Source organism: Streptomyces sp. NPDC056361, assembly GCF_042262805.1.
In the GTDB taxonomy this organism is placed as follows: domain Bacteria; phylum Actinomycetota; class Actinomycetes; order Streptomycetales; family Streptomycetaceae; genus Streptomyces.
The window spans coordinates 1-25,660 of record NZ_JBHJQI010000082.1; the positions used below are offsets into that span (position 1 = coordinate 1).

Below are 25,660 nucleotides of genomic sequence, written 5' to 3' on the forward strand. Positions count from 1 at the left end.
GGTGAGAACCGGCCGGGCCCACCGTGCGTTTCGACACTGCTCGGTGGGCGGGCATCCCCACCCTGGCAGAGGGCGCCCCACTGCAGGGTGACACTACGAACCGTTCCCCGGCGGGCTCACGGCTTCCAGCAGCGCGGTGACAGTCTTGTTGTACGGGTGGGGATGCCGAGCTGGGCACCCGCGCGCACCACCGCGCCGTTGCGGGCGTCGTACTCCATCTCACGACCCGCCAGGCGGACCCACAACATGCTGCTACCGGACTCGGGCGGCATCGCTCGCAACCGGGCGACGACCTTGTGAAGAACCGTTGCGACGCCATCAAGTGGATGCCATTGCTGAGCCAGCGTCAGATCTTGGACATGAGTGCTCTGACCTGTGAGGAAGAGATGCCTCTGCTGGCGTCTGGCGGCATCAATGGAGTGGTAACGCATGACATCGCTGCTGGACGTACTGGCGGCACCTCCTACGTACACTCGGCCCTGTACGGACGACGCCGCTTCCTGATCTGGCTGCAACAGTGCCTGCGGTGGTCAAGGCAGCTTTCGATGGGCCGCTCCTACGCCGGCCGCTGCCAGGTGTTCGGTGTCGCGTCCAACCGGTTGAGCACTCCCTCCGAGTCACTCAACATGGCGGCGTGCTTTGCGAACAGGCGGGCGTGACCGAGAAGGTCCCCGTCGACACGGAGTCCATTACCTGGACCGACTGGAACGAGGCGTGCTCGACGGTGAAGCATCGCTCGCCAACTGCTGCGCCTCGTCCTCGTCATGGGCGGCCACGCCTCTGCCGAACCCCTGAAGCAGTGGGCCCTGCGCGAACTCCAGGGGTACATGGACGTCCCGGACGAAGTCCCCGACTATCGCCGCATCTACGCACCGATTCAGGCGAACGCACGCACCCCCTTCAATCAGCTTCACAGGGGAGACCATCAGCACCCTCCACCTTCCCGAGCCCGCCCGGGGCAACATCACGGAGAAAACAACCATCTACCTGGGCGTGGCCCAGCTTGAGAGCCTGATCGCCCAGACGCCGCACGGCACGACGGTGCCTATCAACATCCCCGGCTCCGCCGAACTCCGGGTGTTGATGTCGGCATCGGAGAAGTTCCGCAGCCGCCGCATGGTCGTCGACGCCTTGTACTGGGCTGTCACCCCCCCACGCACTGCAGAACGTCGTCGACCAGGTCCGGACCCGCCTTACGCAGTTCGTCGCCGAGATGCGCACCACGATGTCAACGGGAGACCGCCAACCCACCCCTGAGCAGTTCCGGCAGGTCGTTCAGCACATCTGGGTCACGGCCGGTGACCACTCCCCGGTCACCGTCACCGCACCGGTGGCGTACGCGGCAGGCGGGTCGACCGCCGACGTCGTTCTGGGGAGCGGACCTGATGGGGTTGAGCTCGGATCGAACTGAGTGGCGCCCGGTCAGCAGGCGGATTAAGGGGCGCCCGACAGGGTGACGACGAGCGGGTTCGATCATCCTGTGACCGTGTGTTTCCGGTTGGTCACCGTGTCAAAGGTGACCGTACGGCGCGGCCGATCGTCGGCGGAGGGATTCCGAAGGCTCTGTCCGACATCGGTGTCAGAATCCCGGGACGGGGATGAAGCTCGGCCACCACGAGGGCACGCCGCCGGGGCACGCAGGCGTGGCGGCGCCCTCCCAGAAGATCGAGAGGACGCACCAGAAAACGCTGAGAAGCGTCACCGCGAGGGCAAAGGCATGGAGGAGGGGACGGTTCCCGAGAAGGGCGCCCATCGCGACCCAGGCCAGCAGCAGGACCGTCCAGAGGCCAGGGATGAACAGCCACAGCAGGAAACCGCTGTTGGCCGCGTTACTCCCCCCCCACGTCACAGGCGGTCCACGACCTGCCCAGAAGCACGGCAGCCGATCCCGCGAGAAGCAGAGCCACCGTCGCCCCGAGCCACCCATGCAGCCGTCGACTCCCCACAGGCCCCCCGTTCGCCGTCCGCTGCGGGAAGCACCGGATCCGCACCGCTCATCACTGCCGCACCCCCCGTCCCCCGGCACTGGCCAACAGGGAACAGACGCCCCTGGCTCCTAGTAATCACATGATCCGCCGGACAGTGCCTAACGCCCCGCCGCGGCTCTGCAGGGGATGCCTTGTCCGCCTTGGCTTGGTAGTACGTTGCCCTCGCCTGTTCCGTGCATTGACGGGGGACAGTTCTCTCTTCTCCTTCATGGCAGAGGAATGTGCCTTGCGCTGTCGCTCGTGCATTTCTTCGTACCAGTTCGGGGCGTTCTTCTTGAACTTGCGGTGCGGTGGCGTCACCACGCGTCCGCCGGTCTGGGCGCCGAGACCCTGGTAGCCGGCATCGGCGAGGATTTCCACCGCTGGGCCGTCCGCCAGGAGCTTGACCAGGCCCAACTGGCGGGCATGCGTGATGTCCGCGCAGTTGCCTGGTCTGGCCGGACTGCCGGAGCACGCGGCCGATGTTCTGCACGATCTCCACCTGCGAGCCGCGGGTGTCCGCGAAGCAGACGGCTTCCCCCCGCTCGCCGGTGATGTCCACGCCCTCATCGAGCACGCGAACGCTGGCGAGGAAGGCGCGGTGGACCCGGCGTCCGGCCGCGTCGATGCCGTTGGCGAACTGCCTGAGTGCTTCCCGGCGTTCGGCCACCAGGTGGTCGCCGCACAGCCAGGCCGACCACACCCGGTCCGGCGGGACGTGGCGGCCGGCCTCCAGCTCGTAGAACTCCGGGTCGATCGAGGACTTCGGCAGCTTGTCCGCAGCGGCCAGGTCCTCGTCGGAGGCGTCGTTGACGTACAACTCGGCAGCGGTCTCCGGCAGCTTATCCGCGAACGCCTGTGCCTCTTCGACCTTCTGGTGGAACGTCATGACCGTACGCAGGTTGTACGCGGCGGCGTGCTCCAGGAGCGCGGTCTGGAGGAGCGCGAGGCGCCGGCCACGCCGGGCTTCCTCGGTCTCGCCGAGGACGGGGGAGGGGCCGCGGATCTCCAGGACGTCGATCTCGAATCCGGCGAGGATCTCGCGCTCGATCGCCTCGCTCAGACCCAGCTCTGCGAGCCGGACGACCCGTAGGTGCCCTCCGGGTCGTCGGCCATGGTCGCGATCTCCGCCTCCTGGCCGGTCTGCACCCCTCTGGGGCCGGGCCGCGGCGAGAATGCGCGGGGTCGCGGTCCGGTGGAGCCGGAGGTCCGCCGGGATCCGGCCCGCGAACCTTCCGCCGGCCCTCTGGTGCGTCGATGTCCTCGCGGTCCACGAGAGAGGCGTACGTGGCGAATACGACCACCGGGCCGTGCCCGGCCCACAGGGCCAGCTGGATCGGGTTCGTGGTGGTCCGCACGCCCAGCTCGTTCAGTACCGCGTCGTTCTTCAGCGAGCGCACCGCGACCATCGGCGCCCGGTAGCCCACGGCCCGCCACGCCTGGGCGGTCTGCGCGAGCAGAGCCAGGGTGGGCGCCGTCACGACGACCGCAGCCGTCCTCACCGGGGCCGGGTACGGGGCCGTGCTGTCCGGACAGACCGAGACCCCGCACCGCCTCCCGTACGGCTACGCCCAGTCGAACGGTCATTCTCCAGGTCCGTTCGAGTCGAAGGAGGATGAGGGACTCCGCATTCTGCACCAGCTCTTCTCGGCCAGCGTCCGAGGTGTGGGCGATTGTGCGTGGTGAACGCCTGTCCGCCTTCGTGTGCGGTTCGTCTGATTCCTGATGTACTCCTGGACGATCAGTGCGTTCTGGAGTTTTCCCTATTTCGCCGCGCCGTGGCCACGCCGTGGGGAGCTGTCCAAGAGTCCGGTAGTGGCTCTGCCCTGTGATGTTTCGGAATTATCACCTCCGCATCCTCGGTAGGTATCGGCCGTTTTTCTCTCGAGGGTCCTCTTGACTGCTTGAGGCATCGTAAATTTTCCTTGCGAAGGCCCAGACCCCCTGACCGAGGAGAATCCATGAAGGTGCTTTCTCGTCGCTGCTGGTCCTCCTCGGCTGCCACTGCCACTGCCACTGCCACTGCCACTGCCACTGCCACTGCCACTGCCATTGCTCCGCCCGTTCTTGACCTGCTCGGGATGCAGCCCGCTCCTACACCTATGACTCGCGGCCGAGCTGGCGGGAATAGGACGGTCAGGCTGGATAGGGGTTGGTATTCCAAGCCATCTCCTCTGAGATGCCTGTCGCATGATGTTCGTTTCAGACGGAGGGGCTGAAAAGGGTACGAGAAGGGAGCTGGAGTGCAGGCGGGATCAGGTGGGCAGATCACTGGAAAATCAGGGCCGGGCAGTCACTTGGACTTGGCGGCCGGCACTGCCGCAGTGTCCGCATTCGGTCGGATGACCCTCTGGACGCAAACGGGGCCGATGGATCCGGGTCCGCCGCGTAGGCGCGCCGTGCTCGCGCTGTTGTTGATCAACGCCGGGAAGGTGGTGTCGACCTCGTCGATGGTCCACAGCCTCTGGGAGGGCGAGCCCCCGCACCGGGCGGTTGCCACGCTTCAATCCTACGTGTCCCGACTGCGCCGGATGATCTCCGACCAAGCGCCGCGGCACCAGGTCGAGCTCCAACTCCGTTATCGAGCGCCGGGGTACGTGCTCAACGTGGCGCCGGACCAAGTCGACGTGATGCGTTTCGAGTCGGCCGTGGTTCGAGGACTGGAGGCCCAGCGCCGTGGCGACTTCACACAGACCTTCGCCCTGACCTCCGAGGCATTGCGGTTGTGGACCGCGCCACCGTTTGAGGATCTGGCCGAATACGAGTTTGCTGCACAGGAGGAGAATCGACTGGACCAGCTTCGGTTGGCCGCAGTGGAGGCGCGGGCCGAGGTGGCTTACGCGTTGGGCCGCAGCGAGGAGGTCCTGCACGCACTGGAGCGCGAGGTGGCTGACCATCCGACCCGTGAGCGGTTGGTGCACCAGCTGATGCGGGCCCATTACCGCAACGGTCGACAGGCCGACGCGCTGCGCCTGTTCGAACGAACCCGGCGATATCTGGCCGACGAGCTCGGGGTGGACGTCAGCCCCGGCCTGCAACGGCTCCACGAGGAGATCCTGCGTCATGATCCCGTACTTGCCCACCTGCCGGGGCCGTCCGAGCCGCCGCTGACAGTCACCACACGCACCCAGTTTGGCCACCGGCCGCACGCGGAGTTCGACACCGAGCCGTATCTCGGCCAGCGCACCGGGTCTCCGACCGCCTTTGTCGGGCGCCAGGGCGAGTTGCGGCAGCTGCTGGCTGCGGCCGATGCCAGTGAGCACGGGGAGGGGCGCACCGTGCTCGTGGTCGGAGAGGCCGGCTTGGGTAAGACCACACTGGTACGGGAACTCGGTCGACGGGCCCGGGAGGCCGGCACCGACGTGGTGAACGTCAACTGCCCTATGTCCGAAGACATGCCCCCGTACTGGCTCTGGGTCCAGGTACTGCGGCAGGTGGCGGCCCGTCGACCGGAGACACTGCGCTGTCTGCCGGACAGGGCTCGCCGCGCCCTCGCGGCGGTGGTGCCTGAGCTGTTCCCGGACCTGGCAGGCGGTGACCGTCCCGAGCTCTCCGGGGAGGCCAGGTTCGCGCTGCACGACGCTGTCAGTCAGGTGCTGTTGGGATCGAACCGGCACCCGCTGGTGCTGATACTCGAGGACGTCCACTGGGCCGATGACGCCTCGCTGAGACTGCTGCCCTTTCTGACCCGGCAGTCGGTCGACTCGCGTTTCCTGCTGGTGGTCACCTCCCGGAGCTTCCGTATGGCTGACGACCCCGGCCTGCGGGCCTTCCGGGCCGCCGTGCTGCAGTCGATCAATGCCGAGGAGATTCGCCTGGCTGCCCTCAGTTCGGACGAAAGCCGGCAGATCGCACTGAGCGTCTCGGCCGGTGCCACCGATCCCGTGCTGTGCGCCGCATTGCACGAACGTTCCGGGGGTAATCCGTTCCTCCTCCTTGGACTGTTGGACTCATTGGGGGAAGGAGCAACGGCACAGCAGGTACAGGGCCTGGTGCCGCAGATGATCAGAGAAGTGGTCAACGAGCGGCTGTCCGGGCTTCCGGACGAGGTCCGGGCACTACTCGACTGCTGTGCCGCAGGCGCCCCGGTCGACAACCACCTCGGTGCGCCGTGCGACGGACCGGTCGCGGTGTCCCGCGAGACGTTCCGCAGAGCAGTCCGCGGCGGATTGTTGGTGCCGGATGACACGGCTCCGGAGGGCATGGGCTTCGTCCATCCTCTGATCCGGGACGTCGTGCGCCAAGAACTGACTTACCTGGCGCCCCAGCCCCGCACGACGGCCCCGGCTACCGCTCGGACAACGGAACACGAGTGTGGCGAGGCCATGCGACATCGAACGCACATCGCTGCGGCCGCACGGGTCGCCGTGCGTGGCGGATCGCCGGCGAAGCCGGTCAGCCCCGGTACTCCATGGCCATCACGCCCCAGGTGAAGCCGACCGCGCTGGTGGCGTGGAGGACAAGATCCCCGCGCTTGAGACGCTTCGCGTCGATCAGGTCCTGCATCGCGATCAGGGTGTCCGCGCCGCCCATGTGGCCGAGGTGGTCGTAGTTGAGCACGCTCCTGCTCTCCGGCAGACCCAGCTGCTGAAGGAAACCCTCGTGGATCGGCCGGGCGCCGTGGGTGACCAGCAGATAGGCGACGTCCTCAAGGCTCCGGCCGACCGAGGCCAGGAGCTCCGTGGTGAGCCCCACGAAATTCTCCATGTAGGCCTCGCCGAGGCCGTCCCGATCGCCCTTGCGCCGTATGACGACGCGGTCACCCTCGTGCTTGCCGGTGTAGTAGTCCGCCCAGCTGGGGTCGGTGCGCATCCGGGAGCCGAGGACCTTGGCGACGTGGCCCGACGCCGACAGGAGGATCGCGCCCCCCGCGTCCCCGTTGTTGAACACCTCCTTCATGTCGCCCTGGGTGTGGTCGACCATGGTGCTGATCCGGTCGCCGATGAGGACCAGCGCGTATTCGTCGGGCCTGGAGGCGACCTTGTCGCAGGCGATCTGGATGGCGACCGTCACCGCGTTACAGTGGTTCGCGAGTTCGAAGCAGTGCGCCCGGTCGATCCCGAGCTCGTGGGCCACCAACGCGGCGGGCGACCCGAAGGGGACGTCCCACACCCCGGTACCGGCGTAGATCACAGTTCGGATCGACTCCGGCGGGATCTGGTTCCGCTTCAGCACGGCTCGCGCCGAGCGCAGCGCGAGCTCCCACTCCCGCTCGTCCGGCGCGAGCACCGGGATGCTGTCGCAGGTGGTGATCGCGCGGATGTCCCCCTCCGATAGGCCGGAGGCCGTGGCCATCTGGTGCACCGTCATCCGTGACGACGGCATGGTGACATCGAAGTCGACGATCCCGGCCATCTCGCTCTCCTCTGCGTGGTGTGTCCGGCCCTGATCTAGGAGAAGAACAGGGGTTTTCCCGCGTAGTAGTCGGCGACCGCACCGCTCATGCTGCTGCGCGACGGGGGATGGAAGACGATGGCTTGCGCGGCGCAGGCCAGGTAGGCGACGGTGGGGGAGGCGATGTAGGCCATGCCACCCAACATCTCGACCGCCTGCCCGACCACCTTGGTGATCAGGTCCTGTACCGAGAACCGGGTGAACAACGAGGCCGCGGCGCAGTCGTTGCCCAGGTCGTCGTCCATGATCCGCCGGGCCAGCCCCTCGACCAGGAACCCCGCGGTCTCGATCCGCAGGCACAGGGCCGCACGCTCGGCGGCCGATCCGCGCCCCGCGCGCAGGACCCTGTCGACCAGGGCGCTGGCGATTCCGGTGTAGGCGGCGGCGATGATCATCTGGAACCAGATCACGCCGGCTTCGTTGAGCTGGTCGAGTTGCTCCGCGGCGCCGGGGGGCGTTCGCAGAAGGTGCTGCTCCGCGACGAACACGTTGTCCAGGACCACTTCGTGGCTCTCCGCGCCGACCAAGGGGAACGTCGACCAGAAGTCTCGGACCGACACCCCGGGGGTGTCTGCGGGCAGGACCAGCAGGCCCATCTCGGCGACGCCGTCGGGCCCGCGCAGGGACACGCTCGCGGTGAGCAGGTCCATCGAGCGGGAGAGGCTGCACGGCTTCTTGGAGCCGCTGACCAGGTAGCCGCCGGGCACCGGCCGAGCCTGGACCGTCGGGGTGAGGATCCCGTGGCCGGAGCGCCCCTCGGCGTAGCCGGAGGCGATCAGCGAGCGGTTTCGGGCGACCTCGTGGAGCACCGCCCGCTCGATGTCGGTGGTGTCCGCATACAGCGGTCCCACGGAGTAGAGCATCCCGACGGAGAAGTGGTGCATGGCGGTGGCGACGGCCAGCGAGGGGGCAAGCGACGCCAGTGCGCGCACCACCCGGACGGCGTCCAGGGCGTCCGCACCGATGCCGCCGTAGGCACGCGGCACCAGAAGGTTGGGCCCGCCGTGTTCGCGGAACAGCCGGATAGCCGGGCTGCCCGGTGCCTCCATTTCCGCGAAGGGTACCTCGGCGAGACGGTCGGCCAGGCCAGGGAGCAGCCTTTCGCAGGCGTCGAGGTCGGGTCGCAGGAATTTCATGGTGGTCGAGTCCTCCATTGGTTCCGGTCGGGTGTCAGTTGTCGACGAGCCTCATGAGGAAGGGTGTGTACCGTTCGCCGTGGACGGCCGTCGCCGGTACTGCCGCCTCGATCTCCGCGCGATCCCGGGCAGAGAGCCGCACTTGGGCGGCTGCGAGGTTCTCCTCCAGGTGGGCGCGGCTGCGGGTGCCCGGGATGGGCACGACGTCGTCGCCCTGGTGGTGCAGCCAGGCCAGCGCGAGCTGGGCGACGGTGACTCCGTGCCCGGCGGCCAGTGACCGCAATGCGCCCAGTACGGCCTGGTTGCGCATCAGGTTCGACTCGTCGAACCTCGGCAGGGTGCGCCGGAAGTCCTGCTCGGGCCCGAGGTCGGCGGTCGAGTGCACCCGGTCGGTCAGGAAGCCCCGACCCAACGGGCAGGAGGCGATCAGACCGATGCCCAGTTCGCGGCAGGTGGCCAGCACCTCCGCCTCGATGCTGCGGCTCCACAGCGACCACTCGCTCTGCACGGCGGTGACGGGGTGGACCGCGTGGGCCCTGCGAATCGTGTCGGCCGAGACCTCGGAAAGGCACAGGTGACGCACCTTTCCCTCGGCGACCAGTTCCGCCAGCGCGCCGAACGCCTCCTCGATCTTCTCTCCGGGCGCGACCCAGTGCTTGACGTAGAGGTCCACATGGTCCACGCCGAGGCGATCGAGGGAGTCGTGGCAGCGCCGGCGGATGTAGTCGCGATCACCGCGCACGCCCAGGAACCTTCCGTCCCGGTCGCGTTGCAGGCCGACCTTCGTGGAAATCAGGACCTGGTCACGACGGCCCGTGATGGCCTTGCCGAGCAGGCGCTCGCCCTCGCCGAGGCCTTGGACGTCCGCGGTGTCCAGCAGGGTGACGCCGCGATCGATCGCGCGGCGCACGGTCAGCACGGCCTCCGCGGGGTCGGCCGGGGCGTAGAACGACGACATGCCCAGGCAGCCCAGGCCCTGGGCGGGCAGTTCCAGATCGCCGAGCCGGCGGGTGGGCAGGGGTGTGCGGATGGTCAACTGAACCCTCCTCGTTCGATCGTGGGCGTGTGATGGGTGTCGTGCCCGCGTGGCCTGGTGTGACCCGGGCCGCAGCCGGCCCGTGACCCGGGCCGGGGCTCGTGCCTCCGGAGCAGCGGATCACCAGGAGTCGACGTGGAGGACCTCGTCCAACGGCTGTCGCGGTGCGGGCTTGAAGTCCGTCCCGATGGAGTAGGCCGTCGGGATGAGCGCGGCTTGGACGATGCCGTCGGGCAGGCCGAGCAGTGCGGCGATCTCCTTCTCGTACATCAGGTGCAGGGTGGTCCAGGCCGTACCCAGTCGCCGGGCCCGGGCGGCGAGCATGTAGCTCCAGCCGGCCTGGATGATCGACCCCCACATGCCGGCCTCGTTGTACTCGGGCGCGGCGCTCGCGTCCAGACAGGGAATGACCAGCACGGGAACGTCACCGAGTCGGTCACCGAGGTGTGCGACGCTGTCGCCGACGCGTCGCTGCACCGCGTGCCGGGCCGGGTCCTCGGGGAACAGCGAGCCGCAGGAGCCCTCTGAACTCAGGTAGGTCCCCACGGCGCGCCGGTAGAAGGCGCCGATCGCGGCCCGCTGCTCGGGGTCGGTCACCACGATCCAGTGCCAGGTCTGCCGGTTGCTGCCGGACGGGGCCTGCAAGGCGATGTCGATGCACTCCTTGACGAGTTCCAGCGGAACCGGGCGGGTCAGATCCAGACGCTTGCGCACGGAGCGGGTGGTGGTCAGCAGTTCGTCGGGGGTGAGGTCAAGGAGCGTCATGCGGGAAGCCCTTCGGTTGTCCTGCTCGTTCCAGAGGTCCGGAGGCGTCGCCTGTCCTGTTGGCGCGGGCGCATCGAAGGCCGTCAACCGCGGATGCGGCCATCGGGTTCGACGCGCGCCAGCACCGCGTGGAGCCCGTCGGCGAGTTCGTCGGCCGCGTCACGGTCCATGACCAGCGGAGGGTTGATCAACAGGGCCCTCGGGTTGCCGCGCAGGATGATGCTGGCGTCCTCACGCAGGGCCTGTGCCACCGGAGCCGTCCCAGTGGGCAACGGGGCCCGGGTCCGCTGGTCGGCGACGAGCTCGATGCCCAACATCAGGCCGATCTGTCGCACGTCCCCGACCACGGGCAGCTCGCGCAGCGATTCGAGCCGGCCGGCCAAGTGGCCGCCGATCTTGGTGGCGTTGCCGAGCAGGTCCTCGCCCTCGATGATGTCCAGGTTGGCGAGTGCGACCGCGCAGGCGGTGGGGTGCCCGGTGTAGGTGTAGCCGATCGGGAAGCCCGCGCTCGTGACCGTGGCCGCGACTTCCTCGGTGACCAGCACCGCGCCGTGCGGGACATAGCCGGAGGTGATGCCCTTGGCGGTGACCATCAGATCCGGCACCACCCCGAAGTGCTGGGCCGCGAACCAGTGGCCGGTGCGACCGTACCCGGTCACCACCTCGTCGAAGATCAGCAGAATGCCGTGTTCGCGTAGCAGTTCCGCGACCCGCGGCCAGTAGTCCGCAGGCGGTATGACGGCGCCGCCGACGCTCATCACCGGTTCGCCGATCATCGCGGCGATCCGATCCGGGCCGATCCGCTCGATGGTCTCGCGCAGCTCCCGCAGGCAGAACTCGGTGACGTCCTCACCGCCGTAGACAGCCGTCTGGTACGGGTCGGGGGCGGTCAGGTGGTGCACGTCGGGCAGGGTGGGGCCGAACCCCTGGTGGTACACGTCGAGCCCGGAGACACTGCCGCTGCCGTAGGCGATGCCGTGGTAGGCGCTCTTCCGCGAGAGGATCCAGGTCCGCTCGGGCTGGCCCCTGCGGTAGTGGTGGTAGCGGGCCATCCGCAGGGCGATCTCGTTCCCCTCGGCTCCGCCGCTGGTGAAGAACACGCGGTCCAGCCCGGCGGGCGCCAGGTCGGTGAGCCGCATCGCCAGTTCGACGGCCTTGTCGTTGCTCATCGTCTCCCAGAGGTGGAAGCACTCCAGCGCGTTCATCTGGGCAGCGGCGGCCTCCACGATCTCGGGCCTGGCGTGGCCCACCTGCATCATGCCGAGCACCGCCGCGGCATCCAGGTAGCTGCGGCCGGTGCTGTCACGAACGTGGCACCCGCGACCCTCGACCATGATCAGCCGGTCAGTGCGGTCGGCCGGGAGGTTGGGGTGGATCAGCCGGTCACGGTCGGCGCGAACCCAGTCGGCCGTCCTGTCCGAACCGGGCACCGGTGCACCCGAAGGGGTGGGCATCAGGCGAACTCCTTTGCGGCGGGAATTTCGATGTGTCGCGCCAGGGAAGAGGGCTCCGGCAAGGCGGCGCACTTCGCGCCGTGAGCCGACTTCCGGCTGGTTGGAAGCCTGGCAGTCGGGGACTGTGTTCCGCTGGCGACGCGATCAGACCGATCGTCAAGCGTCCCGCAATGCCGATGAGGACGAGTTCATCCGTGCTGGGCCTGTGTGGACAGCGAGCGCTAGGACCGCGCCGACCGCAAGGAGACCGTCCATCGCGCCACAAGGTCCGATCGGCACAGTGGTCAACGACTCGCCAGTCGGTGCTGCGCCCCACTGGCCCCTCACCCCTCATGCGTTGCGAACCACCCCACGTCAAAGCAGCTGCCATGTCCCGCGTCTCGACGGGTCCGAGCACCAGCCCGCCCGCCGCCCACGCCCTGTTGCGTCGACTGCATGACCACAGTGTGCGGACCGTGTTCGGGGTCGTCGGCCGCGAGGCCGCGTCCATCCTCTTCGACGAGGCGGACGACATCGACCTCGTCCTCACCCGTCACGAGTTCACCGCCGGCGTCGCCGCCGATGTCCTGGCCCGGATCACCGGCCGTCCCCAGGCATGCCGGGCCACCCTCGGCACCGGCATGACCAACCTGTCGACCGGTGTCGCCGCCTCCGCGCTGGACCGCTCGCCCGTGATCGCGCTCGCCGCGCAGTCCGAGTCCCACGACATCTTCCCCAACGACACCCACCAGTGCCTGGACTCGGTGGCGATCATGCGGCCGATGACCGAGTACACGGCGGAACTGCAACGCCCCGACGACGTCACCGACCTGGTGGACTCGGCCATGGCCGCCGCGATGACCGAATCCGTCGGCCCCGGCTTCATCTCACTGCCCGTCGACGTCCTCGGAGCCAAGATCGACACCGACCGGGTTTACCCCAAGCCCCGCATCCCCGCCAAGCCCCTCGGCCTGACCCAGGAAGGCCGGCAGGAGGCCGCCACCAAGGCGGCCGAGCTCGTCGAGTCCGCGCACCACCCGGTCCTGGTGGTCGGCGCCGCCGCGATCCGCGCCGGCGGCGGTGCCCGCCATCCGCGCGCTGGCCGAGCGGCCGAACCTGCCGGTCATCACCACCTACACCGCCAAGGACGTCCTCCCGCACGACCACCCGCTGAACTACGGCGCGGTCACCGGGTACATGGACGGCATTCTGTCCTTCCCGGCGCTGGACACCCTGTTCGGCCCGGTCGACCTCCTCCTCACCCTCGGCTACGACTACGCCGAGGACTTGCGGCCCTCGATGCGGCAGCGCGGCGAGAACAAGACGGCGGTCAGGATCTCGCCCACCGCCAACCCTGTACCCCGGGTCTACCGCCCGGACGTGGACGTGGTCACCGACGTCCTGGCCCGCCCCGGCCAGCCCACCTTCCTGATCGCCGGCGACGGCGGCTTCCACTCCAACAGCGCCGACCTGGAGACCATCGCCCGCCTCAACCTGCCGATCGTGACCGTGGTCGTCAACAACGACGCCAACGGCCTCATCGAGCTCTACCAGAACCTCGGCCACCACCGGGCGCACGATCCGGCGGTGAAGTTCACCGGTGTCGACTTCACCGCACTGGCCCGCGCCAACGGTGTCGAGGCCGTACGCGCCGACACCCGCGAGGACCTGCTGGCCGCCCTGCGCAAGGGCGCCGGACTCGGCAGGCCGTTCCTGATCGAGGTGCCGATCAGCTACGACTTCCAGACCGGCGGTTTCGACGCGCTGAGCATCTGAGATGCGACAGACCCTGCCCGCCGCCGTCGGGTTCCTCGCCGAGATCCGCCAAGACGGCGGCCGGCCTCTGGCGTCGGTCTTCGCCACCCGCGCCTCCAGCGCCGACCTGCGGGAGCGGGTGGCGGACCAAAGCCTGGGCCTGCTCCAGCTGCACTCCGGCGCACCCGACGCCGCACACGCCCGAGCCGGCGGCACCACCCTCGTCTTGGCCGGAGAACTCCACAACCAGAACGAACTGGCCCGACTGCTAACCGGTTCGGCCCAACCCGCGAGCGACGCCGACCTCGTACCGGCCTGTTCACGATCTACGACATCCATGCCTTCCGACTGCTCAACGGGCGGTTCGCGGCACTGCTCGCCGCCCCCGGTCGGGCGGTGCTCGCCACCGACCACGCCGGCTCGGTGCCGCTGTACGTGACCGCCGCCCCGGCCGGGTGCCGGCGGCCACGGAGGTGAAGGCCCTGCGCACTGCCCCGACCGGCGGCAGGCTCCCGGCCTGGCCGGTACGCCGCCTGCCCGGCGTCCACCAAGTGAGGAGTCCGGCACCAGTGCCGCCTTCACCCGGCTGCTGACGGACGCCGGGGTGCCGCGGCATCGGGTGCCCCAGGCCAAAGGACGGGTCGTCCGGGAACTGTTCGACCGCGTCGTCGTCGAGGGCCGCCACCCGGACGAGGTACCGCTGGACGCGGTAGCGCACACCAGGTCGCCGCATCACTGCCGACCGGCGGTACCGCCCCGGTGCCTCTTGAGGCGGTTGATCCCGCACTCGACCGCGTGGCGCTCGCCGTAGTCGGCCGGGTCGAAACGCGGCGGTCGGCGGCTGCGGGAGCCCGGTTCCTGCGGTCACGGGCCTGGTCGGCCTTATCCGGAATGGTGCAGCAGATCCCGCGACGACGCAGGTAGGAGCGGTTCTTGCGGGACGCGTACGCCGTGTCCGTACATCTCGTCCAGACCGATCTGGTGCGTCTGGTACGCGAACACCAGGTCGGGTCACCTGGAGTGCACCCGGTCGAGGATGCCGGCGAAAACCTCACGGTGGCCCTCACCGCCCGGTCCGGAACGGGCGCCGCGTTCTTCGAGCACGGTCACGAGGAGATGGCCCACGCCACGTCTGCAGCAGCCGCTTCGCAGGGCTTCGCCCCGTCGATCAAGCGATCGACGGGGCGAAGCAGCAGACCTGACTCCGAGTCCTCGAACGGCGTCCTCACACCGATGAGCCGTCACGAAGGCTTCGACGCTAGGGGACGCGGACGCACGTACTGCCGCTCACCGGCTTGTGCTTGATGGCCTTCCGGGTGAGCGGACCGTAGTCGCCGTCCACCGTCGTGCCGGCCTTCTGCTGGGCGCGGCGCAGGGCGGCTTCGGTCGCGGCACCGAAGTCCTGGTCCACCACGAGGCGTTCGCCGTAGCACATGTTGAGGGTCTCCTGCAGCGTGCCCACCGCGACGTTGTTCATGACGCCCTGAGACAGGGCGCAGTTGACGTTGACGCTGGTCGTGCCGTAGTTGGGCACCCAGGCCCCGTAGTAAGACGCGCTCCAGTTGCACGTCGGGTTGGCCGCTGCAGCCGAGGTGGCCGAACCGAGCGTGATCATTCCGCCGCCCAGCGCCAGGACGGTCGCGAGCAGTGCGTTCACAGGCTTGCGCACAGGGAACTCCTTGTGGGGGATCGGGCAGGACTGACGTCGCCAGCCGGTCGTGGTGCGGCGGCTGGACTTCGTTTGTGGTGCGGCAAGACCTTGTCAGCTGTGATCCCCGGCATCCATCATGTTTCGCCATATGTGAAAGACGCATGTCAAATTAGGGGAACTGCTTGCTCCGTATCCATTTCACTGATGCCGATCTCGCCCGTACGCGTGTGGCAGCCGCGGCGGATCCATTCTGGGAGATCGCCTCCAGCCTGCATCGCTTCCAGACCCGCCGCGGCCGCTGGGCCTATGCCGAATGGCACCGCACCGCCCGGAGCCGCCTCCACGAGGAGCGACTGGAGACGACCGTGCGCGGCATGCTGTTGCCGCTCTTCCCACGGGCGGCGTATTTCCCCGATTTCCTGACTCCGGCCGCCGCGGGCGGCGGGTGGGATGCCGGTGTGGACGCGATCATGTCCGTGCCCGCTCTCCAGGTCCTCCAAGAGATCCAGACCCTGGCCCAGGTGAGTGGCGCTCCCACGTGGGCCCCGCGCCTGGCCGAGACGAAGATTCGTGCCGAGCTGGTGCAGGTGCTCCGGGCCTACTACAACGCCGTTATCGCGCCCCAGTCCGACCGTGTCCAGGCAAGCCTGGAGGCTGAGCGGTGTCTGCGGGCTCGCGCCCTGCTCACCGGTGGCATCGACGGACTTCTCCAGAGTCTCCGCCCGGCCATGCGCTGGGAGCCGCCGGTGCTGCACGTGGACGCGCACGGCGACGATCGGGATCTGCACCTGGCAGGCCGTGGGTTGCTGCTCGTCCCCTCGTACTTCTGCTGGGGCTCGCCCGTTCCTATCGCGGACCCCGGATTGCCGCCGGTCGTTGTCTATTCGGTCCTCGACGGGGTGCCAAGCTGTGACCGGGCCCCGGCCCTGACCACAGTGTCGGCGCTGGCCGGAGTCGTCGGACGCAGTCGCGCCGCGATCCTCCACGCCTGCGCAGCGGGGGCGACCACGAGTGAACTCGCGCGAGCTCTGGCGATCTCCGCCTCGGCGGCTACACAGCACAGCTCTGCACTGCGCGACGCAGGACTGATCAACAGCCGACGGTCGGCCAACACGGTGCTGCACACCCTCACCCCGCTCGGCGCGGCGCTCGTTCAGGCCAATCCCCTGGCACGCGCAGAAGACTAAAGCGTGTTGCAGAAGGTTGTTTCCGGGCAGTTCAGGACCGCTTTAGGGGTGGTCTGATCACGTCGTCGCCAGGGCGAGGTTGTGCATGTGGGCGACGGCCTGGACTGCGTGGTGGAGGCCGTTGCCGCGCTGGCGGCGGTCGCGGAGGATCTTGTAGTGCTTCATGCGGGCGAAGGCGTGCTCGACGCCGGCTCTGACTCGGCGGTGCTCGGCGTTGTCCTCCTCCTCGCCGGGCAGCAGGGCCCGTCCGGGACGTTTGCGGTGCGGGACGACGAGCCCGGTGTTGATGTAGGCGCCGTCGGCCAGCACGGTCACGCCTTCGCAGTGCTGGGCCAGGCCGGAGTCCCGCCATGCCCTCGCGTCCGCGGTGTTGCCGGGCACCGGGCGGGCCGCCGCGACCACCAGCTTGGTGTCGGCATCGATGATGACCTGCACGTTCGCCGAGAACCGGTAGTTACGCGAGGACGCTCCGGTCTTCCGGTCACGGACCGGGATCAGCGTGCCGTCCACGATCCACAACCGCTCCACCGCGTCGGCCGGGCGGGTGGCCGGTTCGATCGCCAGCAGCGGCCGCAGCCGCTTGATCACCCGGCACACCGTCGCGGGCGAGCAGCCGAACAGCGGCGCGAGCTGCCGCATCGTGAGGTTCGTGCGGTAGTACACGGCCACTAGCAGCACCCGGTCCGCCAGCGGCAGACACCACGGCCGGCCACCACCAGGACCGTCCCCGCCCCGTTCCCGGACCACCTTCAGCAGCCGTTCGGACTGCCGCATCCGCAGACCCGTGAACGTCTCCACCCACAACGCCTCAGCCCTCAACACCCCACGCATACAGGGAAAATGCCCGAACCGGAGCCTTCTGCAACACGCTTTAGAACCTATGACTTGCAGGGGCGCAGCCATAGGTTCTGGCTCGTCCTCTGCCCGGGCCGCGCTGCACGTGACTCCGGCCGGTCAGTCGGTCAGGGTGTCGCCGTGTCGGTGGGCGACTCGCCAGGCGCCGTCTTCTCTGCGGTACACCTGGGTGGCGCGCAGCGTGTACGTACGGGGCTGCCCGTCCACGGAGACGGAGGTGTGCTCCAGGCCGACGGTGTAGGCCATGTCACCAATGACGTCGTAGGACTGAAGCTCGAATGCGTACGAGGTGCAGTCGGAGAAGGCTGTCGCGAGGCTGGTGAAGAGGGCGTCTACCTCCTCGCGGCCCACGGCGTTCCGCCACGCCCCCAGCACGCTCACCGGCTCGGTGCGCGACCACAGCGCACGCCGGGGAGCGGCGTCGCCGTTGTGGAGCGCGACCTCCGCCTCGTACAACGTGGCCCTGACCCACGCCAGGAAGTCGTCACGATCGGACATACCTCTATCATCACCCGCTGCTGCGCCTGGGGCCGACGTTGCCTTGCACAGGGCAGCGCCGTACAACGCCCTGAGAGGGATGGAGACCCGCGGTCTACGACGAAGCCGCGCTGAACCCTGTGCGTGGACTCGCGGAGACCGACGCTCTCCAGGCGTCGCGGCCGAGTGTCCGGGTGCGATCGTGCAGTTCGACCCCGCCGAGTAGCCCCGACTGTCGCCCTCAGCAATCCGGCTCCTCGTAACGGCACCATCAATCGTCAACCGCTACACCCCGGTCAGGACCCAGGATGCCTGGACCGGGGAGGTCACGCAGATCGAGGGCGGCTTCAACCACAGCATGGCCATCGCGGCGGCGATAGCCACCTTTCACGCCTGGGGAAACAACACGCTCGGCCAGCTCGGCGACAGCACCGAGAGCAGCACCCCCGTCACCCCGCTCACCGCTCTGTCCGGCGTCGACAAGATCGCCGCACCGGTCGGTGGCGATTTCATCCTCGCTGGCTACTGAACTTGATTGGGTGATGTCGGGGGATGTTTGCCTGACGCCGACCTGTCGACTGCGGTAGCTATGGGGCTGTGAGGTACGCGCAGGGCGGCGGGCTGACCGACGCCGAGAGGGCCGTGCGGGAGCGGATCCGGCTGCAGGCCGTGGAACGCTTCGAGTGCGCGGAGAAGAACCGGGAGATCGCTGCCGCGCTGCGGGTGAGCGAGCGGTCGGTGGAGCGGTGGCGCCGGGCTTGGCGCGAGCGAGGCGAGGCCGGGATCCTGTCGAAGGGATCGCCCGGACGTCCCAGGCTCAGCTCGGTTCAGATTGCGAGACTGGAGCGGGAGTTGGATCGTGGACCACTCGCCCACGGCTGGGCCGATCAGCGGTGGACGCTGGCGCGAGTCAAGACGCTGATCGGTCGACTGTTCCACGTTTCGTACACGGTGGAAGGCACGTGGCGGCTGCTGAAGCGGCACGGCTGGTCGTGGCAGCAGCCCACCCGCCGGGCGATCGAGCGCGACGATGCGTCGGTTGACCTGTGGAAGAAGGAGGTCTGGCCACGGGTAAGAGCTGTGCGGCGGCGTGTAACGGCTGGATCGTCTTCGAGGATGAGGCCGGCCAGTCGATGACGCCGCCGCGCTCTCGAACCTGGGGACAGATCGGCCGAACCCCGGTCGTCCGGGTTCGCGGCCGGGGCTCCGGACGGGTGTCGATGGCGGGTATGACCTGCTACAAGCCGAGCGAGCGGTCTCGGCTGATCTACGCCATCCGCGAGTACCGAGGGCGCAAGGGCGAGCCGAAGGGCTTCGGCTGGCGGGACCTCCGCGACCTCTTGGTGCGTGCCCGCATCCAGCTCGGCGGACCGATCGTGCTGGTCTGGGACAACGTCCGCCTCCACCTGACCGCCGGGATGCGGGAGTTCATCGCCGCGAATGCCGCGTGGCTCACAGTGTTCCAGCTGCCCACCTACGCGCCGGACCTGAACCCGCAGGAGGGCATCTGGTCGCTGGTCAAGCGCGACATCGGCAACCTTGCCGCAGCCGACCTGGGCCAGATCACCAGGGCCGTGAAGCACAGGCTCAAGCAGATCCAGTACCGCCCGGACTTCGTCGACAGCTGCCTTGCGGGCGCCGGCCTCATCACGGACGACTGAGCGGCGCCGCGCTGCAGAATCGTCAGTCGCCGTAGTACCGGTCGTAGGAGGCGGAGCGCTCCTCCACTGAGAAGCCCTCGAATTCACCGTCAGCCTCGAACTTGCGCAGTCGATCCAGCGCCGCCGCCGCAGCAGGTGCACGGTTGGCCGAGAGGTGGGCCTTCGTCGCGTCGAGCCCGTGCCCAAGCAGGAATTCGATGTCGATCGAGCACGCTGCGTCGAAGCTGGCTTGCTTCGCACTCCAGATCAGGAGCACGTCGTCGAGGTCGCCGCTGTTGAACAGCTGGAAGCAGCAGAGCCTCATCAGCTCAGTGTCGCCCGCGCCCTGGGCGCGTCGCTCACGCGCCGTGTGCTCTCTGAGGAGTGCGCGGACCTCGTCGAGGTCCGCGCCGACGGGGCGAAGCCCGTAGCGGCGCCAGCATTCCTTGACATCCATCGCTGGTCTCCTTGATCGTCCGGCCCGGCCCGTGACCTATCGGCCCCGCCCATCGCCGTTCGGTCGGACGACGGCCTCTCAGCCGGTCACAGTATGCACACCGAGGGCCAGCCCATGTGGGTCGGCGGTCACCGGCGCAGGTGACCGGGCCCACACCACCCGACATCACCCAATCAAGTTGAGTAGCGCGCGCCTGCCGGCAGGGCGGCGGCGGGCGCTCCCTGCCAAGCAGCCAACCCGCATCGCTCACTCGTCACGTTGGTCCCGGGCACCGCCAGTCTCCGGCATCGTGCCCACCGTGCACTTTGCCGCACTGTCGTCCTTGCCCTGGCTGGCCTGCTTCACGAGTCGTTCTCGTGAACCAAGTCACCCTGGGAAAGTGCCCGGCGGAGTGCGTGCTTGTCGGGTTTGCCGATGCTGTTGACCGGGATGGCTTTCAGGACGTGGAACGTGTGCGGGGCATGGATACCAGTCTTGCGGGCGGTGATGAAGCGGCGCAGTTCGTGGATGTCGGCGGTATGGCCGTGGGCGGGCACGATGGCGGCGTGGACGCGCTCGCATGTGTCCTCATGACGCATACCGAAGACGGCGCACTGGGCGACGGAGGGGTGGGTCGTCAGTACTTCCTCGATCTCGCTGGGATAGACCTGTGTGCCGTCGATGGTGATGGTGTCGTGGCCGCGGTCGGCGAGGAAGAGGTAGCCGTCGTCGTCGAGGTAGCCGATGTCGCCGGTGCGTACCCAGCCGTCGTGCAGCACGCGGGCGGTCAGTTCGGGCTGCTTCCAGTAGCCGTTCATGGCGCTGTGGGCGCGGGCATGGATTTCGCCTTCGCTGCGGTTCGGGAGGACGCTGCCGTGCGGGTCGACGATGCGGAGTTCGACGCCGGGCATGGCGCGGCCGACGGTGATCTGTCCGTGTCGCCCGACGCGGTCGTGTTCATCGGGGTGGACCTCGGTGAGCCCGAGCGTCTCGTTCTGCCCGTACCAGCTGTGCAGCACCTTGCCGAAGGCACGTTCGGTCTGCCGCAGCCTGGCCGTCGATGCGGGGCTGCCCCCGTAGGTGACCTGCCGGATGCTGGAGATGTCCGTGGCGGGCAGCGCGCGATGGTCGAGGAGCTGATACAGCAGGGGCGGGGGGAGGAACAGACGGGTGACCCGCTCGCGTTCGATCGCCGCGAGGGATCCGCCGGGATCGAAGGAGAGCTGAAGGACGACGGATCCGCCCAGGAGGAGCGCCAGGTCCGCCCAGAGCCCCGCGACGTGGCTGAGCGGCGTACATGCCAGATAGCGCGGCGGGGTGTCCATGGGGGAGCACAGGTGGTCCAGGGTACGGCGGTAGGGGCCGTGCTTCATCTGCAGGCTCTTCGGCAGCCCGGTCGTGGTGCCGCCGGTGTGGCGGATGCACCAGTCGTGGTCGGCGCCTACGGGCACGGTGACAGGCGCCGACGGCTGCCCGGCCGCTGCCGCGCAGATATCGTCGGCGCCCGGGCGCGGGCCCAGGGTCGCCAGCATCGGCACGTGGAGAAGCGGTTCGAGCCGGTCCAGGTCCGCGTACCGGGTGGAGTCGACCAGCAGCAGCTCGGTGTCGGCGACTTCCACCAGGTGCGCCAGGGCGTCCGCGTTCAGGCCGTCGTACAGGGGTGTCACGCGCGCACCGGCGAGGTTGGCCGCGTAACGCGCGATGAGCGCCTGAGGGGTGTTGCCGGTCAGCAGGGACACGGTCTGCCCGGGCCGGATGCCGCGCGCGATCAGTTCTCGAGCGAGCTGGTGGACGCTGTCGCGCAACTCGCCGGCGGTGATCTGCCGGCGGTCATGGCAGACGATCGCGGTCAGGCCGGGATGGCGCGCCAGGGTGTCGAGGACGGCTTCCGTGTAGGTGACGAAGCCGTGGTCGGCGGACTCGGGAGTCACGGCCGTCTCGGGCCGGAGGTCGGACATCTATGCCCCTTGAGGTAGGCGAGAGGAGTGCGGTGGCGGACTGGTCGTGGGCTCGTGGGAGCCGTCACGGGACCAGGGCGGCCGGCCTGGCGTGGTGTTCGAGGGGCGTGAGGTACGGCAGGTCGTCCAGTGGCTGATCGGTGAAGAAGCGATCCAGCAACTCGGACATCTCCGAGGGGCGTTCGAGATGGCAGAGGTGGTCGGCGCCCCGGATCAGGGTGAAGACGCTTCCGTCGATGGTGGCGGCGACCTTACGCCCGAGACCGGGGTGGGTGAGGGTGTCGTGTTCGCCGGTGAAGACCAGCGCCGGAACGTCCCGGAAACCGCCGGGCCACAGCCCCTGCCAGTCGATGACACGGTGGGTGGAGGCAAGATGCCGGGGGATGTCGGCCTGCGTGACCGACCCCATCGTGCGGGCGAGGACACGGGTGACGACCGCGCGCTTGTGGACGTCCCGCTCGCCCGGAGACAGCAGCGCCGCGATGCTCATACGGGCGTAGGCGCCGGCATCACCGGACTCCAGGGCGTCGGCCATCGACCGCAGCGCGGCGCGCTGGTCTGGCGGGTACACCGGAGCGGCACCCACCAAGGCCAGGCGGGCGACGCGCTCAGGGCGCTCCTGGGCCAGGCCGTAGGCGATCGGCACCGCGTAGGACGCTCCGAAGAGGTTCACTCCCCCCAGATCCAGTCGGTCCAGCAGGTCCGCCAGCGCGCCGATGAGGAAACCGAAGCCGTACGAGGCGGGCAGCACATCGGCCGCGCCCGATCCTGGCAGGTCCACGCTGATGACGGTCGCCGACGCCGCCCAGCGCGCTTCGAGCCGCTGATAGGCGTACATATCCTGGAAAGCGCCACCGAGTACGACGACCGGCTCGGTGACGGGAGCAGCGTTCTCGACGATCCGGTACCGGTAGCCGAAGCCGTCGAAGGTGAGGTGACGGATCCTCTCAAGGTTCATGTCCGGTCAACAGGGACGTGCGGGCATAGGTCACGCGATGGTTGATCATCTGGCCGGCCCTGTCACCCGTGACCCGTCCGGAAGGCCTCCGGCCGCTGCCGGGCGGACGGGCCACAAGAAGGCCCCGGGCAGGGCCCTCAGGACCGTCCCCCTGCTGCCGCCAGAGACGCTGGAGCCGGGGCTCGGCGGCCGGGCAGCCACGCTGCCGCGATGACGCAGCAGACGGTGAGAGCGGTCGTCAAGCCGAAGGCGTGCGCGAAGGCCGTGGCGCTGTGGCCACCGCGCTGGAGCACAACGGCGAGAGCGGCAATGCCGAAGGAACCGCCGAGCTGCTGGAGGATGCGCGTCGTGGTGCTGGCATCCGCGACTTGGGAGCCGTCCAGCCCCTGATAGGCGCCGACCATAAGAGCGAGGTTGACAGCACTCGTACCGAGACCACGCAAGAACAGAGCGACACCGACGACCGAGCCCCCACCCATTGCGGCGGCGAAGGGCCACGTCGCGACCGCGCTCAACAGCAGGCCGGTCACCACGACCAGACGCGGCCCGATCCTGTCGGTGACCATCCCGGCCACCCGCGCCGCCAGCGCGCCCATGCCCTGTGGAACGAGCAGGAGACCGGTGGCGACGATGCCCTTGTCGAGCACCAGCTGGCAGTAAAGGGGCAGCAGAAACATCCCGCCGTACATGGTCGAACCGCCGGCGAACATCAGTACCGACGTCGCGGCGAAGGAGCGCATCCGAAACAGGCGCATGTCGATGAGGGGCGCACTGCTCCGCAGACTCCATCCGACGAACGCGATGACCAGGACGCCCCCCACCGCCGTCGGCAGGAGCACCCGTCCCCCTCCCGCACCGTCCTGGCCGCCGCACTGCGAGAGCCCGTACACGAGCGCAGTCAGGCCCGGACAGACCAACACCAGCCCTACGACATCGAGGCGGAAAACATGCTGCCGACGGTCCCGGGGCACACCTCGCCAGGCGAGGAACAGCGCGAGCGCGCAGACGGGCAGATTGACGTAGAAGATCCAGCGCCAGCTGAGATGCCCAAGCAGCAGCCCGCCGAACACCGGCCCCAGAACCGGGCCCAGCAGAGCAGGCAGCGAGACAACCGCGATGAGTCGCCCCACCCCTCGGCCGCCGCAGGCTCGAATCACAATGGTCTGCAGGACCGGCATCATCAGCCCCCCACCGGCCCCCTGCACACTCCTGAAAAAGACCAGCGATCCGGCGCTCCAGGCGCAAGCACACAACAGCGAACCGACGGAGAACAGGACCAGCGCACCTAGCCAGACCCGCCGCGTCCCGAACCGGTCACCGGCCCAGCCACTCACCGGCATGACCATCGCGAACGCCAGCAAGTAGGCGGTGCTCACCCACTGTACGGTCGTCGTCGAAACACCGAGGTCGTCGGCGAGGACTTCGACTGCCACGGAGACGATCGTGCTGTCGAGAAGCGGAGCGAAGGCACCCACAGCGAGAACGCCACATAGCTTGAACAGGGCGGGATCAAGGCGTTCCGTGGGCATGCGAACCCCTCGGTCGATGACGTGGACGGATGCGCCCCGACAACGACCAGAAGTCCCCTGCCGTCACGGGCCGCCCGCCCCGATGCGCAGATAGGGCGTATGCCGAGGAGCCGGGGTGCGTTCGGCGGGGCTTCGGTGCAGTCGACGGCGTGCACCAAGGGCCTGCCCCCGGCGGCCCGTCCGTCGAGGTCGAGGAAGGGTGGCTCTTCTGGGTTGTGAGCCCGCCATGCCATTCCAAAGAGCGCGAGGCGCAACCTTTCGGCCACTCCACATACGGGGCCTGGGATAGCCCTGAGCAGCCGTCCAGGACGAGCTCCCGTCCTCAGCCCTCAAGAGGCAGCAGCCACTGGTCCGACAACCCCGGCAGGAGCGGCGGCGGCTTCATGGGGTGACCAGCGGCGTACGGTCGTTTCCCGAGGCTGGGTCAGGAGTTGGTGACCCGCACCCGCACCCGCACCCGCACCCGCACCCGCACCCGCACCCGCACCCGCAGCTCGTACCGTGCGCGGCTGCTGATCGCCTCCGCCTGCTCGGCCAGGTCCGCGCCGGTAAAGCCGAGGAGCGCGGCATCGGCGGCCGCGCGCAGCAGCGGGACGATCTCGGCAACGGGCCGGCCGCGGTGGGTGGAGGCGAGGTCGGCGTAGGCCCGCTGGTACGGGGCGCCGTACGCGCTCGTGGGGTCATGCAGGAGGTGGTCCAGGTGCTGCGCACTGACGGTGATCTCACCCATGGCCTGCTCCCGCTCGTCCTGCGGGCTGGGGGCGGATCCCGGTCCTCTTGCTCACGACGGTACGAGCCGGGACTGACAATCAAGCCTGGCCTGCGGGGCGAGCCTGGCCGGGGTTACCCGCCGTTGCCGTGGTAGTACAGGTGGACGGGGGTGTTGGTGTCGTCGGTGGGCGGCGCGTACAGAACTCCGCAGGGCAGGTCTGCTGGACATGGACGATGCCGCGATCGACGGCTCGCACGTCAGAGCCCTCAAAGGGGGGCTCACACCGGACCTTCGCCGGTCGACCGCGCACGGCTGGGCAGCAAGCACCACCTGATCGTCGACCGGCACGGCACACCCCTCGCCGTCACCCTGACCGGCGGAAACAGGCACGACGTCACCCAGCTCATACCCCTGCTGGACACCATCCCCCGCATCCGCAGCCTGGTCGGCCGGCCCCGTCACCGGCCGCGGCGGCTGTTCGCCGACCGCGGCTACGACTACGACAAGTACCGACGCCTGCTCCGGGCTCGCGGCATTACACCGAAGATCGCCCGCAAAGGCACCGCCCACGGATCCGGTCTGGGCAAGACCAGATGGGTCGTCGAGCGCACCTTCGCCTGGCTCCACCAGTTCAAACGCCTCCGGATCCGCTACGAGATACGAGCCGACCTCCACCTCGGACTACTCTAACTCGCCTGCAGCATCATCTGCTTGCGACGACTCCGAACCTCATTCTGAGATGATTAGTTATGCGCAAGAAGGGGTCCGGCC

The 25,660-nt window shown here is 68.7% G+C and carries 20 protein-coding genes and 3 pseudogenes; 8 read left to right on the top strand and 15 right to left on the bottom strand.

Going from position 1 to position 25,660, the window contains the following annotated elements:
- Positions 1-116 precede the first annotated feature (116 nt).
- The gene (locus ACFCY7_RS24850; protein ID WP_376488251.1) at positions 117-431 is read right to left on the bottom strand and encodes a ketopantoate reductase family protein; all 315 of its coding nucleotides are present in this window, start codon (positions 429-431) and stop codon (positions 117-119) included.
- Positions 432-746: 315 nt separating this feature from the next.
- On the opposite strand from ACFCY7_RS24850, the gene ACFCY7_RS24855 reads away from it, so the two are divergent.
- Positions 747-1,007 (top strand): hypothetical protein, encoded by a 261-nt coding sequence (locus ACFCY7_RS24855; protein WP_376488277.1) that lies wholly within the window; start codon positions 747-749, stop codon positions 1,005-1,007.
- A 1,399-nt stretch (positions 1,008-2,406) separates the two neighbouring features.
- On the opposite strand, the pseudogene ACFCY7_RS24860 reads toward ACFCY7_RS24855, so the two are convergent.
- Positions 2,407-3,454: pseudogene (locus ACFCY7_RS24860) on the bottom strand (helicase); the annotation flags it as partial.
- 882 nt (positions 3,455-4,336) lie between these two features.
- On the opposite strand from ACFCY7_RS24860, the gene ACFCY7_RS24865 reads away from it, so the two are divergent.
- Positions 4,337-6,400 carry a BTAD domain-containing putative transcriptional regulator gene (locus tag ACFCY7_RS24865; protein ID WP_376488278.1) on the top strand — a complete coding sequence of 688 codons (2,064 nt, stop codon included), beginning with the start codon at positions 4,337-4,339 and terminating at the stop codon, positions 6,398-6,400.
- Here ACFCY7_RS24865 and ACFCY7_RS24870 read toward each other — a convergent pair.
- From ACFCY7_RS24870 to ACFCY7_RS24890, 5 genes are all read right to left on the bottom strand, one after another.
- Positions 6,363-7,322, bottom strand: a complete 960-nt coding sequence (locus ACFCY7_RS24870; protein WP_376488252.1) for a 3-oxoacyl-ACP synthase III family protein — start codon at positions 7,320-7,322, stop codon at positions 6,363-6,365. The two genes, ACFCY7_RS24865 and ACFCY7_RS24870, sit on opposite strands and share 38 nt — an antisense overlap.
- A gap of 35 nt (positions 7,323-7,357) precedes the next feature.
- Entirely contained in the window at positions 7,358-8,497 is a 1,140-nt protein-coding gene (locus ACFCY7_RS24875; RefSeq protein WP_376488253.1) for an acyl-CoA dehydrogenase family protein, read from the bottom strand.
- A 34-nt stretch (positions 8,498-8,531) separates the two neighbouring features.
- A complete protein-coding gene (locus tag ACFCY7_RS24880; RefSeq protein ID WP_376488279.1) occupies positions 8,532-9,527 on the bottom strand; it encodes an aldo/keto reductase in 996 nt (331 codons plus the stop codon).
- Positions 9,528-9,653: 126 nt separating this feature from the next.
- On the bottom strand, positions 9,654-10,298 hold the full coding sequence (locus ACFCY7_RS24885) for a nitroreductase family protein (protein ID WP_376488254.1): 645 nt from the start codon (positions 10,296-10,298) through the stop codon (positions 9,654-9,656).
- Positions 10,299-10,381: 83 nt separating this feature from the next.
- Positions 10,382-11,752, bottom strand: coding sequence for an aspartate aminotransferase family protein (locus ACFCY7_RS24890; RefSeq protein ID WP_376488255.1), 1,371 nt, complete (start codon positions 11,750-11,752; stop codon positions 10,382-10,384).
- A 368-nt stretch (positions 11,753-12,120) separates the two neighbouring features.
- On the opposite strand from ACFCY7_RS24890, the pseudogene ACFCY7_RS24895 reads away from it, so the two are divergent.
- Positions 12,121-13,507, top strand: a pseudogene (locus tag ACFCY7_RS24895) (thiamine pyrophosphate-binding protein).
- A 1,237-nt stretch (positions 13,508-14,744) separates the two neighbouring features.
- Here ACFCY7_RS24895 and ACFCY7_RS24900 read toward each other — a convergent pair.
- Positions 14,745-15,155, bottom strand: coding sequence for a peptidoglycan-binding domain-containing protein (locus ACFCY7_RS24900; RefSeq protein WP_376488256.1), 411 nt, complete (start codon positions 15,153-15,155; stop codon positions 14,745-14,747).
- A gap of 164 nt (positions 15,156-15,319) precedes the next feature.
- Here ACFCY7_RS24900 and ACFCY7_RS24905 point away from each other — a divergent pair, with 164 nt between their 5' ends.
- Positions 15,320-16,324 (top strand): helix-turn-helix domain-containing protein, encoded by a 1,005-nt coding sequence (locus tag ACFCY7_RS24905; protein WP_376488257.1) that lies wholly within the window; start codon positions 15,320-15,322, stop codon positions 16,322-16,324.
- A 57-nt stretch (positions 16,325-16,381) separates the two neighbouring features.
- On the opposite strand, the gene ACFCY7_RS24910 is transcribed toward ACFCY7_RS24905, so the two are convergent.
- Together ACFCY7_RS24910 and ACFCY7_RS24915 are read right to left on the bottom strand one after the other, a co-directional pair.
- Positions 16,382-17,155, bottom strand: a complete 774-nt coding sequence (locus tag ACFCY7_RS24910; protein ID WP_376488258.1) for a transposase family protein — start codon at positions 17,153-17,155, stop codon at positions 16,382-16,384.
- Between the two features lie 123 nt (positions 17,156-17,278).
- The gene (locus ACFCY7_RS24915) at positions 17,279-17,677 is read right to left on the bottom strand and encodes a YybH family protein (RefSeq protein WP_376488259.1); all 399 of its coding nucleotides are present in this window, start codon (positions 17,675-17,677) and stop codon (positions 17,279-17,281) included.
- A gap of 337 nt (positions 17,678-18,014) precedes the next feature.
- Between ACFCY7_RS24915 and ACFCY7_RS24920 the strand changes: the two genes are divergently transcribed.
- The 3 genes from ACFCY7_RS24920 (at position 18,015) to ACFCY7_RS24930 (ending at position 19,317) form a co-directional block, all read left to right on the top strand.
- The gene (locus ACFCY7_RS24920; RefSeq protein WP_376488260.1) at positions 18,015-18,185 is read left to right on the top strand and encodes a hypothetical protein; all 171 of its coding nucleotides are present in this window, start codon (positions 18,015-18,017) and stop codon (positions 18,183-18,185) included.
- Positions 18,186-18,253: 68 nt separating this feature from the next.
- Positions 18,254-18,793 (top strand): winged helix-turn-helix domain-containing protein, encoded by a 540-nt coding sequence (locus ACFCY7_RS24925; RefSeq protein WP_376488261.1) that lies wholly within the window; start codon positions 18,254-18,256, stop codon positions 18,791-18,793.
- Positions 18,790-19,317 (top strand): transposase, encoded by a 528-nt coding sequence (locus ACFCY7_RS24930; RefSeq protein ID WP_376488262.1) that lies wholly within the window; start codon positions 18,790-18,792, stop codon positions 19,315-19,317. Before ACFCY7_RS24925 ends, ACFCY7_RS24930 begins: the two co-directional genes overlap by 4 nt.
- Before the next feature lie 22 nt (positions 19,318-19,339).
- Here ACFCY7_RS24930 and ACFCY7_RS24935 read toward each other — a convergent pair whose 3' ends face one another.
- The 5 genes from ACFCY7_RS24935 to ACFCY7_RS24955 all read right to left on the bottom strand — a co-directional run bounded on the left by ACFCY7_RS24935 (position 19,340) and on the right by ACFCY7_RS24955 (position 24,907).
- Positions 19,340-19,753 carry a hypothetical protein gene (locus ACFCY7_RS24935; RefSeq protein ID WP_376488263.1) on the bottom strand — a complete coding sequence of 138 codons (414 nt, stop codon included), beginning with the start codon at positions 19,751-19,753 and terminating at the stop codon, positions 19,340-19,342.
- 341 nt (positions 19,754-20,094) lie between these two features.
- Positions 20,095-21,690 carry an AMP-binding protein gene (locus ACFCY7_RS24940; protein ID WP_376488264.1) on the bottom strand — a complete coding sequence of 532 codons (1,596 nt, stop codon included), beginning with the start codon at positions 21,688-21,690 and terminating at the stop codon, positions 20,095-20,097.
- A gap of 64 nt (positions 21,691-21,754) precedes the next feature.
- A complete protein-coding gene (locus tag ACFCY7_RS24945; protein ID WP_376488265.1) occupies positions 21,755-22,648 on the bottom strand; it encodes an alpha/beta fold hydrolase in 894 nt (297 codons plus the stop codon).
- Positions 22,649-22,785: 137 nt separating this feature from the next.
- The gene (locus ACFCY7_RS24950) at positions 22,786-24,177 is read right to left on the bottom strand and encodes a DHA2 family efflux MFS transporter permease subunit (RefSeq protein ID WP_376488266.1); all 1,392 of its coding nucleotides are present in this window, start codon (positions 24,175-24,177) and stop codon (positions 22,786-22,788) included.
- A 424-nt stretch (positions 24,178-24,601) separates the two neighbouring features.
- On the bottom strand, positions 24,602-24,907 hold the full coding sequence (locus ACFCY7_RS24955) for a hypothetical protein (RefSeq protein WP_376488267.1): 306 nt from the start codon (positions 24,905-24,907) through the stop codon (positions 24,602-24,604).
- Positions 24,908-25,088: 181 nt separating this feature from the next.
- Between ACFCY7_RS24955 and ACFCY7_RS24960 the strand changes: the two are divergent.
- Positions 25,089-25,579: pseudogene (locus ACFCY7_RS24960) on the top strand (IS5 family transposase); the annotation flags it as partial.
- Positions 25,580-25,660 lie beyond the last annotated feature (81 nt).